Raw genomic sequence first — 14,624 nt, 5'->3', positions numbered from 1 at the left:
ATGGTGAATCAGTCTTTATAGATTTTAAAATGATGTTGTGCATCGATAATCTGTTGTTTCGTCAGCATGAACACGCCGTCGCCACCGTTATCGAATTCCAGCCAGGTGAAAGGCACATCCGGGTACTGGTCAATCATATGCACCATGCTGTTACCCACTTCACAAATCAGCACGCCCTGCTCACTGAGGTAGTCCGGTGCGCAGGCGAGAATACGACGGACCAGTTTCAGACCATCGCTGCCTGCTGCCAGACCGAGTTCCGGCTCATGGCGGTATTCGTTTGGCAGGTCGTCCATATCATCCGCATCAACATACGGCGGGTTGGTGACAATCAGGTCGTACTGCGTCTTAGGCAGTTCGCGGAACAGGTCGGCACGAATTGGCGTAACGTGGTGATCTAAACCGTGTGCGCCAATGTTCTGCTCGGTAACCGCCAGCGCATCGGTGGAGATATCCACGGCATCCACTTCAGCGTCCGGGAAGGCATAGGCACAGGCGATTGCGATACAGCCGCTGCCGGTGCACATGTCCAGAATATGCTGGGGTTCATGGCTGATGATGCCGTCAAAGTGGCTGTTAATCAGCTCACCGATCGGCGAACGCGGGACCAGCACGCGCTCATCAACATAAAACTCATGGCCGCAGAACCAGGCTTTATTGGTGAGGTAAGCCACCGGAATGCGTTCGTTAATACGGCGGATCACACGCTCAACAATGCGGTGACGCTCGCTCGAGGTCAGACGCGCGGTGCGCATATCTTCAGGAATATCCAGCGGCAGATAAAGCGTCGGGAGCACCAGCTGAACAGCTTCGTCCCAGGGATTGTCGGTGCCGTGGCCATACCAGATATCAGCAGCAGAAAAGCGGCTGACCGACCAGCGCAACATGTCCTGAATAGTGTGCAGTTCATTGACTGCTTCATCGACGAAAATTTTGTCCAAAGTGCCCTCCGCAGGCCGTTCTGTTAAACCCGGGCGCTAGTTTGCCACGAAGCTTGAGATAATTCAGCGCGAGGGGGTGAAAAAGCTGAGATTTGTTTCAGCGATGGGCGAGGAAAAGGTAGACTGACCCCAAATTGTGGATGAAATGACCCTTTAAAGGGGCAGTAAACCCTAACTGACAGCATAGCGATCCCCTGAGATGAGTAAAAAAGAGAATCTGAATGCGGACGATCGGGCGCTGTTTCGCGGGCTGATGACCGGCACACGCAAGCTGACCCAGGACACGATTGTCCATAAGCCACCGCGCAAAAAGATAAGCGAAGTCCCGCAGAAACGCCTGCTCTCCGAGCAGATGGATAACAGCCACTATTTTTCCGATGAGTTCCAGCCGCTGCTGGCGACGGAAGGCGCGGTGCGTTACGTTCGTAGCGACGTAGACCACTATGAGTTGAAAAAGCTGCGACGCGGGGATTACAGCCCGGAGATATTTCTCGACCTGCACGGATTAACCCAGAAGCAGGCCAAAGAGGAGCTGGGTGCACTGATTGCCGCCTGTCGCCGCGAACATATCTTCTGTGCCAGCGTAATGCACGGCCACGGCAAGCATGTTCTCAAACAGCAGACACCGCTGTGGCTGGCCCAGCACCCCATGGTGATGGCCTTTCATCAGGCGCCGAAGTTGTTTGGCGGAGATGCTGCCCTGCTAGTGTTGATTGAGATTGAAGAGTGGATGCCGCCGGAATTGATGCTGCCGTAGCGCGGAGCCTGTATTTCGCTACGGAGGTGTCACGATGGAGATCAGGGGTCGGGCCGACCGGAATAAAGATCGGCCCCTGGGGCAGGCATCACATCGCTTTCGCTAACTTGGCAGGGGATACCTGCCATTCCAGCTTGCCAGCCGCATTCTCCGCATCGAAGTCAACGCAGGCAATCGCCGAGGTGGCAAACATCGGTGGCGCTTCCTGCGGGCATAACTCAGCCACCAGATAGCCCACCAGCGGCAGGTGAGAGATCACCAGCGCCGATTTGACGCCTTCGTTTGCCAGTACCTGCAGGTAGCAGGCCACCAGGCCAGGATCGCCGCCCGGAGTCAGCTCCGGCAGCACATCTTCGCCTTCCGGCAAGGGCAACACTTCACGTACCTGATTCAGTGTTTGCTGCGCACGCAGATAAGGACTGACCAGTACGCGCTCAATATCCACTGACTGGCCGTTAAGCCAGGTCGCCATCTGGCGAGTCTCATCACAGCCGCAATGGGTCAAAGGTCTGACTGAATCACTTGCTGCATCTAATGCTGCATCGCCGTGACGCATAATGAAAACTTGCATATAGCACCGCTGTTGTTAAACAAAAACGCCGGGGGACAACGCCGTCCGACTCTTCATCCAGAGAATGAACGCTGTGTTGTACCCCAATGCCTTGAGTATAGTCAACCGATTGTTTACTTAGTGAGCGACGTGCAGATTAACCCGCCAACATCATTCGCTAACCCCACCAGACTATCCCACTGAATCAGTGCAACTATTCAGCTTAACTTCCGGTTTATAGAAGGTTTCCTCGGCGTCAGCCATTTTTTTCAAACGTTCACAAGGGGCAAAACGCGGCCCGTGACGCTGCATAAGTTGCTCTAAACTGTTTACCACTTCACCGATGCCTAACTGGTCCATATAGTGGAAGGGACCCCCGAGAAACGGCGGGAAGCCGATGCCAAAAACAGCGCCGATATCGCCGTCACGCGCGCAGGAAACCACCTCTTCGTCCAGCGTACGCGCCGCCTCATTCAGCAGCATCATCACACAGCGCTGAGCGATATTCTGTGCGCTGAGATGGTGTTTTGCACTGATATTCAGCAAGCGATAAATCGCGCTGTCCGGCTGCTTTTTCCGCCCTTTCTGCGGATAAAGGTAGAAACCACGTCCGTTCTTCCGTCCCTTGCGATCGTCCTTCAGCACCGCATCCAGCGCGGCCGGTAATGCAAAACGCTCGCCCCATGCCTGTTGCAGGATTGGCATAATATGCGTGCCGACATCAATCCCGACTTCATCCAGTAACTGCACCGGCCCCACCGGGAAACCGAACTGCACCAGCGCGTGGTCAATAGACTCAATCGGCTCCCCTTCCAGCAGACAGTGCATCGCTTCAATCATATAGGGGGCGAGAATGCGGTTAACGTAGAACCCGGCCCGATCGGCCACCACAATCGGTGTTTTACCCTGTTTCTTCGCCAGCGCCACCGCCGTGGCCACGGTGACCGCCGCCGTTCCGGCATGGGGGATCACCTCCACCAACGGCATTTTTTCCGGCGGACTGAAGTAATGCAAACCGATGACATTCTCTGGCCGCTGCGCACCAGAGGCAATATCCGCAATCGGCAGCGATGACGTATTAGAAGCAAACAGCGTGTCTGGCGAACAGTGCGCCTCAACCTCAGCCACCATTTTTTGCTTCAGCGCCAGATCTTCAAAGACGGCTTCAATGACCATATCACGCTGGCGGAAGCCCTGATAGTCAGTGCCACCGCTGATCAATGCCATCTGTTGCTGACGCTCTGCCACACTCAGGCGGCGGCGGTTGACCTGCTGAGTCAGCACCTGCCAGCTGGTTTTCAGCGCCCGGTTAATGCCTTCCGGGTTCACATCTTTAATGCGCACGGGCAGCCCGGCGCGGGTAGCCGTGATGCAGGCGATACCTCCCCCCATCAGGCCACCGCCCAGCACACCAATACGCTTCAACTCACGCGGCGCAGCCTGGGCACCCGGATCTTTTTTCAGGGCGGTAGTGGCGAAAAACAGGCTGCGCAAAGCGGCGGACTGCGGCGTCATCGCCAGTTCACCAAATGCCTGCGCCTCGGCGGCATAACCGCTACCGCTGCCCTGTTCCAGCCCGCAGCGCACCACGCTGAGTATTTTGTCTGTCGCCGGGTAATTCCCGTGCGTTTTCGCCTGCGTCTGGCGTTTTGCCAGCGCGAACAGTATCGCCCTGCCCGCCGGGCCGGTTAACAGCCGTTCGCGCAGCGGTAACGGCTTTCTGGCGCTGCGCGCTTTCAGTGCCAGCTTCACCGCTGTCTCCAGTAATATACTCGCTGCCACCGCGTCATCCACCAGCCCGCATTTCAGGGCCGCACGCGCACGCAGGGTTTTGCCTGTCAGGATCATATCCAGCGCGGTCGAAGCGCCAATCAGACGCGGCAGCCGCTGCGTTCCCCCGGAGCCCGGCAACAGCCCCAGCTGGACTTCCGGCAGGCCGAGCCGGGTTTTATCATCCAGCGAACAGACGCGATGATGGCAGGCCAGTGCCAGCTCCAGGCCGCCCCCGAGGCAGGCACCGTGGATGGCGGCCACGACCGGCACCGGCAGCGCAGCGATCTCCGCCATCACGGTCTGCCCGGCGTGTGCCAGCGCGCTGGCCTGCTCTGCCGTGTCGCAGGCCGCGATCATGCTGATATCGGCCCCGGCAATAAAAGAGTCCGGCTTGCCGGAGATCAGCACCAGCCCGGCAAGGTGCGGATTGGACCGTGCCTGTCTGAGGACATCGCGAATTTGCCCGGCAAAGGCCTCCTTCAGCGTGTTCATCTTCTCATCAGGCACATCGATAGTGATCACGCCGACGTTATCCAGGCGCATGCTGAGCGTAAAAGCCGTTTTCTGTTCCATTATTCCGCCTCCAAAACCATTGCGGCACCCAAACCCCCGGCGGCGCAGGCGGTCACCAGCCCCAGCCCGCCACCGCGCCGACGCAGCTCATGTAGCGTCTGCGTGATCATCCGTGCCCCGGTCGCGGCGAACGGATGACCATAAGCGATAGAGCCACCCAGCACGTTGAACTGCTCCTGATTCACCTCGCCCAGCGCATGGGGACGGTTCAGCACCTCGCGGGCAAAACGTTCATCCGCAAACATCTTCAGGTTAGCCAGCGTCTGCGCCGCAAACGCTTCATGCATATCAATCAGAGAAAGGTCGGCCAGCGTGATCCCCGCACGATCCAGCGCCAGCGGTGAAGCATAGGAAGGCCCCAGCAGCATATCCTGGCGCACATCAATGGCGGTAAACGCATAGCTGCGCAGGTAGCCCAGCGGCACCATGCCCAGCTCGCGCGCGCGGGACTCGGTCATCAGAACCACCGCAGCAGCCCCGTCGGTGAGTGGCGTGCTGTTTGCTGCCGTGACCGTACCGTGTTTTCGGTCAAATGCCGGGCGCAGGCGGGCATAGTCTTCAGGACGGGATTCGCTGCGCACATTGTTATCCTGCTGAACGGGCTGCTTCCACGGGGGAGCATAAGCCGTCATCACCTCGTCATTTAACAGCCCCTGTTGCCAGGCACGCGCCGCATGAAGATGGGAGCGGTGCGCCAGTGCATCCTGCTGCTCGCGGGTAATGCCATGATCTTTCGCCATCTGTTCGGCGGTATCGCCCATGCGCAGCCCGGTGGAATATTCGGCCACCGCCGGAGGCACCGGCAGTAAATCGCGCGGACGCAGCTGGCTAAGGAGTGTAAGTTTTTGCGGCAACGTACGCGCTTTGCTGAGGTCGACCAGCACCCGCGCCAGCGTTTTACTGACGCCAATCGGCAGCACTGAGGAAGAGTCCGCGCCACCGGCAATACCGGCCTGAATCGTCCCTGCCAGCAGGCTCTCGGCCACATTCGCCACCGCCTGAAAGCTGGTGGCGCAGGCGCGGCTGACGCTGTAGGCATCGGTATGCACACTCAGGCCGCTGGCCAGCACAATTTCACGGGCAATATTGGGGGCTTCCGGCATCTGCACCACCTGGCCGAACACCAGCTGTTCAATGGCGTCAGCGGGGATCTCGCTGCGCGCCAGCAGTTCACTGATCACCATGCGCCCCAGTTCCAGCGCCGGAATACCGTGAAACGCGGTGGCCTGGCGGACAAATGGCGTACGCAATCCGTGGGTGATTGCGATACGGTCACCCTGACGTGTCAGCAAAGGTATAGCTTTACTCATTATTCTCACCTTTCTGCTCCCTGTTGCGTCGTGTTGCCGGTGCATGGGCGGCAATACGCGAGGTCGGGAGCATATCTTAGATAGACGGCATCATTGCCAAGAGGTCTGACCTGATCAGTGTTAACCAGATTAATGACGGGCGCTACGGCAGAAGGGAAAAAATGCGAGAACACACACGATTCTGGTGGAGGGCGGGCACCCTCCACCGGGAGATTAGCGCAGGCCCAGCTGGAAAATCATCGTTTCCGCCTGGCAGCTAAAAGTAAACTCACAGTCCAGCGTGACACCGGCCGGGGTTTCGCTGAAGCGGCTTTCGATCAGGCAAGGTTCTGACTCAACGGCACGCGCTTTATCCGTCAGCGTACGCAGCATCGCTTCAGCCTGTTCACGACGTTCAAATTCCTGGCTGTAGCTGGCGGTACAGTCCGTGTTATCCATTACTGTCCCAACATCGACACAGCAACACGCAGCGGTTTCACTGGCGTTACAGCGGTTAATAGCTTCAGTCATACATCCTCCGGCATACCACCCGGTATCTGGCGGCAGGTTAATTTAGATAAGTATAAGTCTACGCCTGCGCCTGTTTTCGCTCCAGCCATCCGGGGAAAAGAGCGCGTTAAGTGATGAAAATCACACTATTATTTGATCCGAAACAAGTCACACTAAATCATCAAAAAATTGATTGTAAGTTTTTTGCAAGCCAGATCGCTTTTTCAGCATCATTTTAGAAATATTTGAAAAACAATATTGCAACATAGACACAGGTCGGACCTATACTTGGCCCACTGGTCTGATTTGTTGGTTGTCTGTCAGTCCCTAGAATCCGCGATCCCTTGTTACGTTACGTAACAGAGCTTAAATAAAAATCAGATAATGAGGTTGTGGTTATGAACCATAAAAACCTGTTTGCTAAGTCTGCACTCGCAGCAGCAGTGGCGCTTGTTTCTTCAAATGCTTTATCGGCTGGCTTTCAACTGAACGAATTTTCCACCATTGGTCTTGGCCGCGCTTATTCCGGCGAAGGCGCAATGGGTGATACCGCAGCATCGGCCAGTCGTAACCCGGCCACAATGGCATTAATGGATCGCCCTATGTTTTCCATTGGCGCGGTATTTATCGATCCCGATGTGAATATTCAGGGACAGTCTGGTGCAGGTAATAGTCTGAATGCCGATAATATTGCACCGACGCAGTGGGTACCAAATATTCACTACGTCCAGCCGCTGAACGATCAGTGGTGGATTGGCGCCTCAGCAACCAGTAATTATGGTCTCGCCACCGAGTTTAACGATGGATATGCCGGTGGTCCTTTTGCGGGCACCACCGATCTGTTAACCATGAACCTTAACCTCAGCACCGCCTATCGTCTTAACCAGCACTTCAGCATGGGTGTCGGCGTCAATGCCGTTTATGCGAAAGCGAAAATCGAACGTAATATTGGTGAGCTGGGCGCTTTCCTGCCCGCCGCAGGTTTACCTGCCGCACCGGCTGATACCCAGATTGCTCATCTGAAAGGCGATGAATGGGGCTACGGCTGGAACGCCGGTATTCTTTATGAAGTGGATGATAAGAACCGCTTTGGCCTGAGCTACCGTTCAGAAGTGAAAATCGACTTTGACGGTGACTACAGCAGTGATATTCCGGTGGCCTACAACCCGATCGGCGGTCAATTTGGTCTGCCGTCCGGTACTGGTGGTAATACGGTTTCAGGCTCCCTGTCACTGCACCTGCCTGAAATGTGGGAAGTCTCCGGATACCACAAAGTTGCACCACAGTGGGCCGTTCACTACAGCCTGGCGTATACCAGCTGGAGCCAGTTCCAGGAGCTGAGAGCGACCGGCAGCAATGGTCAGGACCTGTTCGTTAAAGATGAAAGCTTCCACGATGCCTACCGCATCGCGCTGGGTACCAGTTACTTCTACGATGATAACTGGACCTTCCGCACCGGTATTGCCTTCGATGACAGCCCGGTTCCTTCGGATAAGCGTTCCATCTCTATTCCTGACCAGGACCGTTTATGGCTGAGCGCGGGTACCTCTTACGCCTTTAATAAAGATGCGTCAGTGGATGTCGGTATTTCTTATATGCACGGACAAAAAGTCACGGTTAAAGAAGGGAATGATCCGGTTGCCACCGCCCAAAATGGTGGCCAGGCGACACCTTATACCTTTACTTCCAGCGGTAAAGCCTGGTTGTACGGTGCGAGCTTTAACTATAAGTTCTGATCACTGCGCTTTATCAACGCGAATAAAAAACCCCACTTCCGTGGGGTTTTTATTATTTACTGCGAATCAATATCGCCCAAATCACCCTTAATTGCGGCGGCGTTTGGATTTTCCTGCGGAATTAATTTTCCATCGCTGGCAAGGAAATCATGATGCTGGAAATAAGCCGCACGCATAAATGCGTAAGGATCGTTAGAATTTCTCAAAATAGCATCGGAGTCGAGCAACTGTGCACGGGTTTCAATCCCTTCCAGTGCCCATTTACCCGCAGACATCCACCAGGTCAGCCAGAGCAGCGGCGGATAAACATCATCGACCAGCCCGCCAATATCTTCACGCGGCGTAAAACCCCCGTAGCCAGGGACTTCGACATACGTGCCGTATCCCACGCCGTAATGCCCCAGCGTACTACCGAAAGCACGGGTCTCTTCTTTCGCCAGTTTCGGGTTAGCCATGGAGGCCACATCAATCAGACCGCCCATACCCAACAGCGTATTCAGGAAGAAACGGTTGAAGTGCACCATCGCCTTATACGGGTTGCCCTCAATGAAATAGTTCACCATTGAGGAAGGTTCGTTCAGGTTACTGAAAAAGTTGCCCAGCCCGTTACGTGCAGGCTGCGGCAGATAATCACGCCAGACCACCGCAACCGGGCGCAGAACATACGGATCCAGCACATTGTAGTTAAAGTCGAACATAGAACGGTTGAAGCTTTCCAGAGGGTCGGCATGGCCCTGCGGCTCATTCGCCGTCTCAGAAGTGGCACATCCCACCATCAGTACGCTAGCCAGCACTAAGCCCGTCAGGCGATAGTTCATCGTTTTCTCCCTGTACTGTTATAAATTATCGTCCACTACTGCCGGTTAATTTCCACGGCAATCTGCTGCTGACCGGCAAAAGGCAGTACTTCAGTCAGCCCGAACCAGTCACCAGGTGAACGGTAAGCGCTGCCATCGCGCGATATTCGCACGCGAACCTGCACCTGATGCTGCGAGGATAACAACCGATCCGGCATCATAGCATTGCTGTCATCCAGCGTGATCGATAAAGGAAAATGGCTCAACGGACTCTTTTTCACGGCTACAGGAACCTGAGAAACGCCGTCAGACACGGAAATATACAACACTCCGTTCGCGGGTAACATTTTTTCTGCCTCAGGTGACAAACTGATGGTTAACGCCAGGTGGCTTTTTTCTTTGCCGGAAGCGCTGTCTGCCTGCTGGATACTGCGCTGGATCATCACCCGGCGTCCGTCATTTTCCGGTAACAACGACAGCATTTTCTGCCAGGTCGTGACCGCCTGCGCATAGTCTTGCTGGTTGTACGCGTTAAAGGCTAACAGCCCCAGCAGCTGCTCATTTGTAGGATACTGCACGGCCATGGCTTCCAGCATCATGAGCGCCTCACGATTATCCTGCGGATCGTTCGAGCGGGTCTGTACTTCAGCATAGCTCAGGCGAACATCAATGTCGGTCGGTGCCAGCTGCAAGGCATGACGAAAAGCCTGGCTGGCCATGCTGGCATTGTTAAGCACCATACCCAGCCGGCCGAGCATCTTCCAGTTTTCAACATCATCCGGCGTGCGCTGCAACTCGCTGCGAACCCCCAGAGCCAGACGTGCCAGCTGTTCCATACTCAGCGGCCGCGCCTGCGGATCCATCACCTGTGCACGCAGCGCAGGCAGCTCGTTTTTCACCTGCTGCCAGGCCAGGACCTGTTGCAGCCCTCCGGTTTTAACGTAGAAGCCGAGACTCACCAGCAGCAGGATCACCACGCCCGGCAGCAGTGCCCAACGGCTGACCTGACGGGATGTTTGAGAAGGGGTCTGGGGAATATCCAGTAGCAGCGTTTCCTGCAACTCGCGCACCATCTCGGGACGTTCTGCCACCACACCCTGCCCTTCATCCTCTTCCAGCTCACGCAGGCGCTGATGATAGAAAGCCTGATTAAGCCGATCGCGATCGGCGGTGCTTCCCCGCTTGTTGCGTACACCTGCCAGTAAAAATAGCGCACAGGCGGCGACCAGCAGCAACAGGATGGTTAAGAACAGTGTGCTCATGGCTGCTTCTCGTCATGGTTTAACAGGGTATCAAGCCGCTGCTGCTGTTCCGCATCCAGCGCGACGTGCTCAGCACGCCTGCGGCTGCGCAGAATAATCACCAGCGTGCCGATAATCACAAACAGCGCCGGACCCGCCCAGAGGATCAGCGTCGACGGCGTCACCGGCGGTTGATAAGAAACAAAATTGCCGTAGCGCGCCACCATATACGCTTTCACCTGCTCCGGCGTTTGCCCTGCCTGCAACAGCTGGTAAACCTTCAGCCGCATATCACCGGCAATCATGGCATTGGAGTCGGCAATACTGTTGTTCTGGCACTTCGGGCAGCGCAGCGAGGCCGTAAGCTGGCGATATTGCTGCTCCTGATCCACGGTGGCAAAAGAGTAGGTGTCGATGTTGTCAGCCTGCACACCCGCGCTGAACAGCACCAGCGCCAGCAGCATCAGATAAGCTTTCACGATCCGGCCTCCTGGCTGTATTTTTCCCACAGGGGTTTCACTTCCTCGTTCCATACGCGGTCGTTCATATCACCGGCGTGGCGATAGCGGATAATACCGTGGCCATCGATCAGAAACGTCTCCGGCGCACCGTACACACCCAGATCCAGCCCGAGCATTCCGTCACCGTCGTACAGGCTCAGGGCATAAGGGTTGCCGAGCGTATTAAGCCAGGTGATCGCTTTCTGACGATCGTCTTTATAGTTCATCCCCACAACGCGAACGCCTTTTGCAGCCAGCGTATTCAGATACTGATGTTCCGCCCGGCAGGTCGGGCACCAGGTGGCCCAGACATTCAGCAGGATCGGCTTGCCGTCATTCAGCACCGACTGATCGAAGGTTTTACCCGGCTGGTCCAGTGACTCCAGTTTGAAGACCGGGACCGGCTTACCGACCATCGCCGATTCCAGCCGCGTCGGGTCATCGCCGTTGGCGTTTCGGCTCAACTGCCACAGCAGCGCCGCCGCCAGCAGCAAAAACAGCACCAGAGGGAGATAAAGAATTTTCTTGTTCATGCCAGCTCCTTTTGTGCTTTACGACGCGAACGGTAGCGCGGGTCCAGCAGGCACAGCACCCCACCGAGCGCCATAAAGACACCACCAAACCAGATCCAGCGGACAAAAGGTTTGTAATAGAGGCGTACAGCCCAGGATTTACCCTCCAGCTCTTCGCCCAGCGCCGCATAGAGATCGCGCGTGAAGCCGCCGTCGATGGCCGCTTCGGTCATCATGGTGCGTGCCGCACTGTAAAAACGTTTTTCCGCCTGCAAGGTCGCTTCATGTTTCCCGTTGCGGGTGACGTCAATCACACCTGTACTACCGGAATAGTTCGGCCCGACCAGACGCACCACACCGCGCAGTGTGAACTGATACCCGGCAACGCTCACGCTATCGCCCTCTTTCATCCGCACATCACGTTCCACGCTGTAGTTCTGGCTGAAGGCGATGCCGATCACCGTCACGGCAACACCCAGATGGCCGAGCACCATGCCCCAGTGACTGCGCGACAGATGACGCAGGCCAGCGAAGAAATCATGGCGATGCGTGGCGCGCTCATGCAGTTCCATCAGCGTCAGGATAATCACCCACACCGCCATCAGCAGGCCGACCACCGTCATCGCCTCAATGCGATCGTGCATCAGCCACGGCAGAACAATCGACAGCAGCAGCGTGACGACCAGCGCCAGCCCCAGACGCTTCCACAGTTTCTGTGGCTCATCACGACGCCAGCGCACCAGCGGGCCGATGCCCATCAGCAACGCCAGCGGAGCCATCAGCCAGGTAAACAGCGTATTAAAGAAAGGTTCACCGATGGAGATGGTGCCCAGCCCGAGCTGTTTATGTATCAGCGGCAGCAGCGTACCCAGCAGCACCACCAGCATCGCGGCAATCAGCAGCACATTGTTCCCCAGCAGGAAGGATTCGCGCGACCAGGCCTCATTCTGCACCCGGCTGCGTACCTTACCGCCTTTGATGGCATACAGCAGCAGCGAACCGCCAATGACGATAATCAGGAACGCGAGGATAAACATGCCGCGCGCCGGATCGGAGGCAAACGAGTGGACCGATACCAGCACCCCGGAGCGCACCAGGAAGGTGCCCAGCAGACTGAGGGAGAAGGCGGTGATTGCCAGCAGCACCGTCCAGGCTTTAAAGGTGCCACGTTTTTCCGTCACGGCCAGTGAGTGGATCAGCGCGGTCCCGGCCAGCCACGGCATAAAGGAGGCATTTTCGACCGGGTCCCAGAACCACCAGCCGCCCCAGCCCAGCTCGTAATAAGCCCAGGCCGAGCCAAGCACAATCCCGATGGTGAGAAACACCCAGGCCGCCGTAGTCCAGGGCCGCGACCAGCGCGCCCAGGCGGTATCCAGCCGCCCGGCCATCAGCGAGGCAATGGCAAACGCGAAAGCGACGGAGAAACCGACATAGCCCATATACAGCAGTGGCGGATGGAAGATCAGCCCGATATCCTGCAACATAGGGTTAAGATCGCTACCCTCTATCGGAAAGTCCGGCAATGTGCGGGTGAACGGGTTCGAGGTCAGGGTGATAAACAGCAGGAAACCGAGGTTGATCATCCCCATTACCGCCAGCACCCGGGCAATGGCATCCGCCGGCATGGCGCGACTGAGCAGCGCCACCGCCAGCGTCCAGCCGCTGAGCAACAGCACCCACAGCAGCAGCGAGCCTTCGTGCGCCCCCCAGGTGGCGGCAATGCGGTAGTAAACCGGCAATAAGGTATTGGAGTTGGTCGCCACGTAAGCCACGCTGAAATCGTTCACCACAAAGGCATGAACGAGGATCAAGAAGGCCCCGGCAATGCAGGTAAACAGCCCGTAAGTCAGCGGACGCGCCAGCCCCATCAGACGAGCATCCTGACGCGCGGCCCCCCATAACGGATAAACACTCAGCAGCAGCGAAAACGCCAGCGCCAGGCACAGCAGGAAACTGCCGATTTCAGGCATCATGACTGGCCTCCGCTCGCGCTGACAGCCGCCGGGGAGCGGTGATTGTTCTTCATCGCATCTTCAATTTCGGGTGGCGTGTATTTTTCATCATGTTTGGCCAGCACTTCTTTGGCCTGCACGTGGGTGCCATCCTGCAACACGCCCTGCGCCACCACGCCCTGCCCTTCGCGGAACAGATCCGGCAGAATGCCCTCATAGCTGACGCTAATCACGCCCACCGCATCGTAGAGTTTAAACGAGACCTGCAAGGTGTTCGGATCGCGTTTAACGCTGCCCGGCATCACCATGCCGCCCACGCGCAGACGCTGGCCCGGCTCCGGCTTAATCTGCTGAGCGCCTTTGCCGTTGATCACTTCGCCAGGCGTGTAAAACAGGTCAATATTGGAACGCAGCGCGTACATCACCAGCGCCGTTGCCAGCCCCAGCCCGATTAATATCAACATCACCAGAATCAGGCGACTTTTACGACGGGAATTCACGATCGTTCTCCTGCCGCGGTGGCGGCTTTTTTCATTTTTGCTGCGCGAATACGCTGCTCACGGGCATGGCGCTGACGGATGTCAGCCAGCAGACGGCGGCGTTGCCACAGCGTATGTATCAACAGCGTAACCAGCGGGATCAGGGTGCAGCTCACGGCCAGCCAGACATAGAAGCCGTAACGGCCCATGGCAAAGAAATCATGCCAGGAAGAGAAAGCAGGTGTCATCGGTGATGCCCTCCCTTGACGGCCAGCTCCGCGACCCACGGGCGATGGCGCTCGGTATGCAGCAGCAGGTTACGCAGGCGCATCAGCGTCAGGGTAATAAACACCAGCCACACGCCCAGGATTGACCAGTACAGCGGTGCCCGCATAGTCGGGTCAACGGCCTGTAACAGCACCCCGGAAGAGCCCTGATGCAGGGTATTCCACCACTTTACGGAGTAATGAATAATCGGCAGGTTAATCACACCAACGAGGATCACAATCCCCGCGGCGCGCCCGGCCATGCGGCGGTCATCATAGGCGTGATACAGCGCAATGGCGCCCATATAAAGGAACAAAAGCACCAGTTCGGACGTCAGACGGGCATCCCACATCCACCAAGTGCCCCACATCGGTCGGCCCCAGGCGGAGCCAGTAACCAGCGTAATAAAGGTAAACACCGCACCGATTGGGGCCATGGCCATCATGGCAAGGTCAGCCGTTTTCCACTGCCACACCAGCCCGATAAAGGCGGCGCACGCCATCGCGGCATAGATGCCCATCGACCACATGGCCATCGGTACGTGGATATAGATGATGCGGAAACCGTCACCCTGCTCAGATGCTGGCGGAGCATAACCGAACCCCCACGCCCAGCCCAGCAGCAGCGCAGCCACGCCCGGGATCGCAAACCACGGCACCAGGCGTCCGCATAATCGGTACAACCGATCGGGCTTGCCCAGTTGATGTATCCATTTCCACATGATGTTTTTGCTCACAATTAAAGATC

15 protein-coding genes are annotated in these 14,624 nt (G+C 56.8%); 2 read left to right on the top strand and 13 right to left on the bottom strand.

Going from position 1 to position 14,624, the window contains the following annotated elements:
- Positions 1 to 8 precede the first annotated feature (8 nt).
- Positions 9 to 941 carry a 50S ribosomal protein L3 N(5)-glutamine methyltransferase gene (gene prmB, locus HHI26_RS10630; RefSeq protein ID WP_133841315.1) on the bottom strand — a complete coding sequence of 311 codons (933 nt, stop codon included), beginning with the start codon at positions 939 to 941 and terminating at the stop codon, positions 9 to 11.
- A 199-nt stretch (positions 942 to 1,140) separates the two neighbouring features.
- On the opposite strand from prmB, the gene smrB reads away from it, so the two are divergent.
- On the top strand, positions 1,141 to 1,698 hold the full coding sequence (smrB, locus tag HHI26_RS10625) for an endonuclease SmrB (RefSeq protein ID WP_133841314.1): 558 nt from the start codon (positions 1,141 to 1,143) through the stop codon (positions 1,696 to 1,698).
- 88 nt (positions 1,699 to 1,786) lie between these two features.
- Here the strand turns inward: smrB and sixA are convergent, their stop codons facing one another.
- From sixA to HHI26_RS10605, 4 genes are all read right to left on the bottom strand, one after another.
- A complete protein-coding gene (gene sixA, locus HHI26_RS10620) occupies positions 1,787 to 2,269 on the bottom strand; it encodes a phosphohistidine phosphatase SixA (protein ID WP_133841313.1) in 483 nt (160 codons plus the stop codon).
- Between the two features lie 171 nt (positions 2,270 to 2,440).
- Entirely contained in the window at positions 2,441 to 4,594 is a 2,154-nt protein-coding gene (fadJ, locus tag HHI26_RS10615) for a fatty acid oxidation complex subunit alpha FadJ (RefSeq protein WP_159336251.1), read from the bottom strand.
- The gene (gene fadI, locus HHI26_RS10610) at positions 4,594 to 5,904 is read right to left on the bottom strand and encodes an acetyl-CoA C-acyltransferase FadI (RefSeq protein ID WP_159336250.1); all 1,311 of its coding nucleotides are present in this window, start codon (positions 5,902 to 5,904) and stop codon (positions 4,594 to 4,596) included. Before fadI ends, fadJ begins: the two co-directional genes overlap by 1 nt.
- A gap of 213 nt (positions 5,905 to 6,117) precedes the next feature.
- Positions 6,118 to 6,414 carry a YfcZ/YiiS family protein gene (locus HHI26_RS10605; protein ID WP_133841310.1) on the bottom strand — a complete coding sequence of 99 codons (297 nt, stop codon included), beginning with the start codon at positions 6,412 to 6,414 and terminating at the stop codon, positions 6,118 to 6,120.
- A gap of 377 nt (positions 6,415 to 6,791) precedes the next feature.
- On the opposite strand from HHI26_RS10605, the gene fadL reads away from it, so the two are divergent.
- Complete coding sequence (gene fadL, locus HHI26_RS10600; RefSeq protein ID WP_133841309.1) at positions 6,792 to 8,129, top strand: long-chain fatty acid transporter FadL; 1,338 nt, start codon at positions 6,792 to 6,794, stop codon at positions 8,127 to 8,129.
- A 56-nt stretch (positions 8,130 to 8,185) separates the two neighbouring features.
- On the opposite strand, the gene mlaA is transcribed toward fadL, so the two are convergent.
- From mlaA to HHI26_RS10560, 8 genes are read right to left on the bottom strand one after another with little or no spacing between them, the layout of a single operon-like run.
- Entirely contained in the window at positions 8,186 to 8,947 is a 762-nt protein-coding gene (mlaA, locus tag HHI26_RS10595; protein ID WP_133841308.1) for a phospholipid-binding lipoprotein MlaA, read from the bottom strand.
- 35 nt (positions 8,948 to 8,982) lie between these two features.
- Positions 8,983 to 10,188: a c-type cytochrome biogenesis protein CcmI gene (gene ccmI, locus HHI26_RS10590; protein ID WP_171149080.1), complete on the bottom strand. Its 1,206-nt coding sequence runs from the start codon at positions 10,186 to 10,188 to the stop codon at positions 8,983 to 8,985.
- Positions 10,185 to 10,646, bottom strand: a complete 462-nt coding sequence (locus HHI26_RS10585; RefSeq protein WP_133841306.1) for a cytochrome c-type biogenesis protein — start codon at positions 10,644 to 10,646, stop codon at positions 10,185 to 10,187. The genes ccmI and HHI26_RS10585 overlap by 4 nt, the downstream gene beginning before the upstream one ends.
- Positions 10,643 to 11,200 carry a DsbE family thiol:disulfide interchange protein gene (locus HHI26_RS10580; protein WP_133841305.1) on the bottom strand — a complete coding sequence of 186 codons (558 nt, stop codon included), beginning with the start codon at positions 11,198 to 11,200 and terminating at the stop codon, positions 10,643 to 10,645. Before HHI26_RS10580 ends, HHI26_RS10585 begins: the two co-directional genes overlap by 4 nt.
- Positions 11,197 to 13,152, bottom strand: coding sequence for a heme lyase CcmF/NrfE family subunit (locus HHI26_RS10575; RefSeq protein ID WP_133841304.1), 1,956 nt, complete (start codon positions 13,150 to 13,152; stop codon positions 11,197 to 11,199). The genes HHI26_RS10580 and HHI26_RS10575 overlap by 4 nt, the downstream gene beginning before the upstream one ends.
- Positions 13,149 to 13,631, bottom strand: coding sequence for a cytochrome c maturation protein CcmE (ccmE, locus tag HHI26_RS10570; RefSeq protein ID WP_171149079.1), 483 nt, complete (start codon positions 13,629 to 13,631; stop codon positions 13,149 to 13,151). Before ccmE ends, HHI26_RS10575 begins: the two co-directional genes overlap by 4 nt.
- Positions 13,628 to 13,858, bottom strand: coding sequence for a heme exporter protein CcmD (gene ccmD, locus HHI26_RS10565; RefSeq protein ID WP_159336247.1), 231 nt, complete (start codon positions 13,856 to 13,858; stop codon positions 13,628 to 13,630). Before ccmD ends, ccmE begins: the two co-directional genes overlap by 4 nt.
- A complete protein-coding gene (locus tag HHI26_RS10560; protein ID WP_133842107.1) occupies positions 13,855 to 14,598 on the bottom strand; it encodes a heme ABC transporter permease in 744 nt (247 codons plus the stop codon). Before HHI26_RS10560 ends, ccmD begins: the two co-directional genes overlap by 4 nt.
- Between the last annotated feature and the right edge of the window lie 26 nt (positions 14,599 to 14,624).

The sequence above is a fragment of the Erwinia sp. JH02 genome (assembly GCF_013074405.1).
In the GTDB taxonomy this organism is placed as follows: domain Bacteria; phylum Pseudomonadota; class Gammaproteobacteria; order Enterobacterales; family Enterobacteriaceae; genus Erwinia; species Erwinia rhapontici.
The sequence above is the reverse complement of the archived record's forward strand: the minus strand, read 5'-3'. Positions and strand labels throughout refer to the sequence as shown.

Excerpts from the sequence above, each read along its gene's own strand:
- mlaA (WP_133841308.1), bottom strand. The coding sequence starts at position 8,947 with ATGAACTATCGCCTGACGGGCTTAGTGCTGGCTAGCGTACTGATGGTG.
- HHI26_RS10560 (WP_133842107.1), bottom strand. The coding sequence starts at position 14,598 with ATGTGGAAATGGATACATCAACTGGGCAAGCCCGATCGGTTGTACCGA.
- smrB (WP_133841314.1), top strand. The coding sequence starts at position 1,141 with ATGAGTAAAAAAGAGAATCTGAATGCGGACGATCGGGCGCTGTTTCGC.
- ccmD (WP_159336247.1), bottom strand. The coding sequence starts at position 13,858 with ATGACACCTGCTTTCTCTTCCTGGCATGATTTCTTTGCCATGGGCCGT.
- fadJ (WP_159336251.1), bottom strand. The coding sequence starts at position 4,594 with ATGGAACAGAAAACGGCTTTTACGCTCAGCATGCGCCTGGATAACGTC.
- HHI26_RS10580 (WP_133841305.1), bottom strand. The coding sequence starts at position 11,200 with ATGAACAAGAAAATTCTTTATCTCCCTCTGGTGCTGTTTTTGCTGCTG.
- fadL (WP_133841309.1), top strand. The coding sequence starts at position 6,792 with ATGAACCATAAAAACCTGTTTGCTAAGTCTGCACTCGCAGCAGCAGTG.
- HHI26_RS10575 (WP_133841304.1), bottom strand. The coding sequence starts at position 13,152 with ATGATGCCTGAAATCGGCAGTTTCCTGCTGTGCCTGGCGCTGGCGTTT.
- sixA (WP_133841313.1), bottom strand. The coding sequence starts at position 2,269 with ATGCAAGTTTTCATTATGCGTCACGGCGATGCAGCATTAGATGCAGCA.
- ccmI (WP_171149080.1), bottom strand. The coding sequence starts at position 10,188 with ATGAGCACACTGTTCTTAACCATCCTGTTGCTGCTGGTCGCCGCCTGT.
- HHI26_RS10605 (WP_133841310.1), bottom strand. The coding sequence starts at position 6,414 with ATGACTGAAGCTATTAACCGCTGTAACGCCAGTGAAACCGCTGCGTGT.
- fadI (WP_159336250.1), bottom strand. The coding sequence starts at position 5,904 with ATGAGTAAAGCTATACCTTTGCTGACACGTCAGGGTGACCGTATCGCA.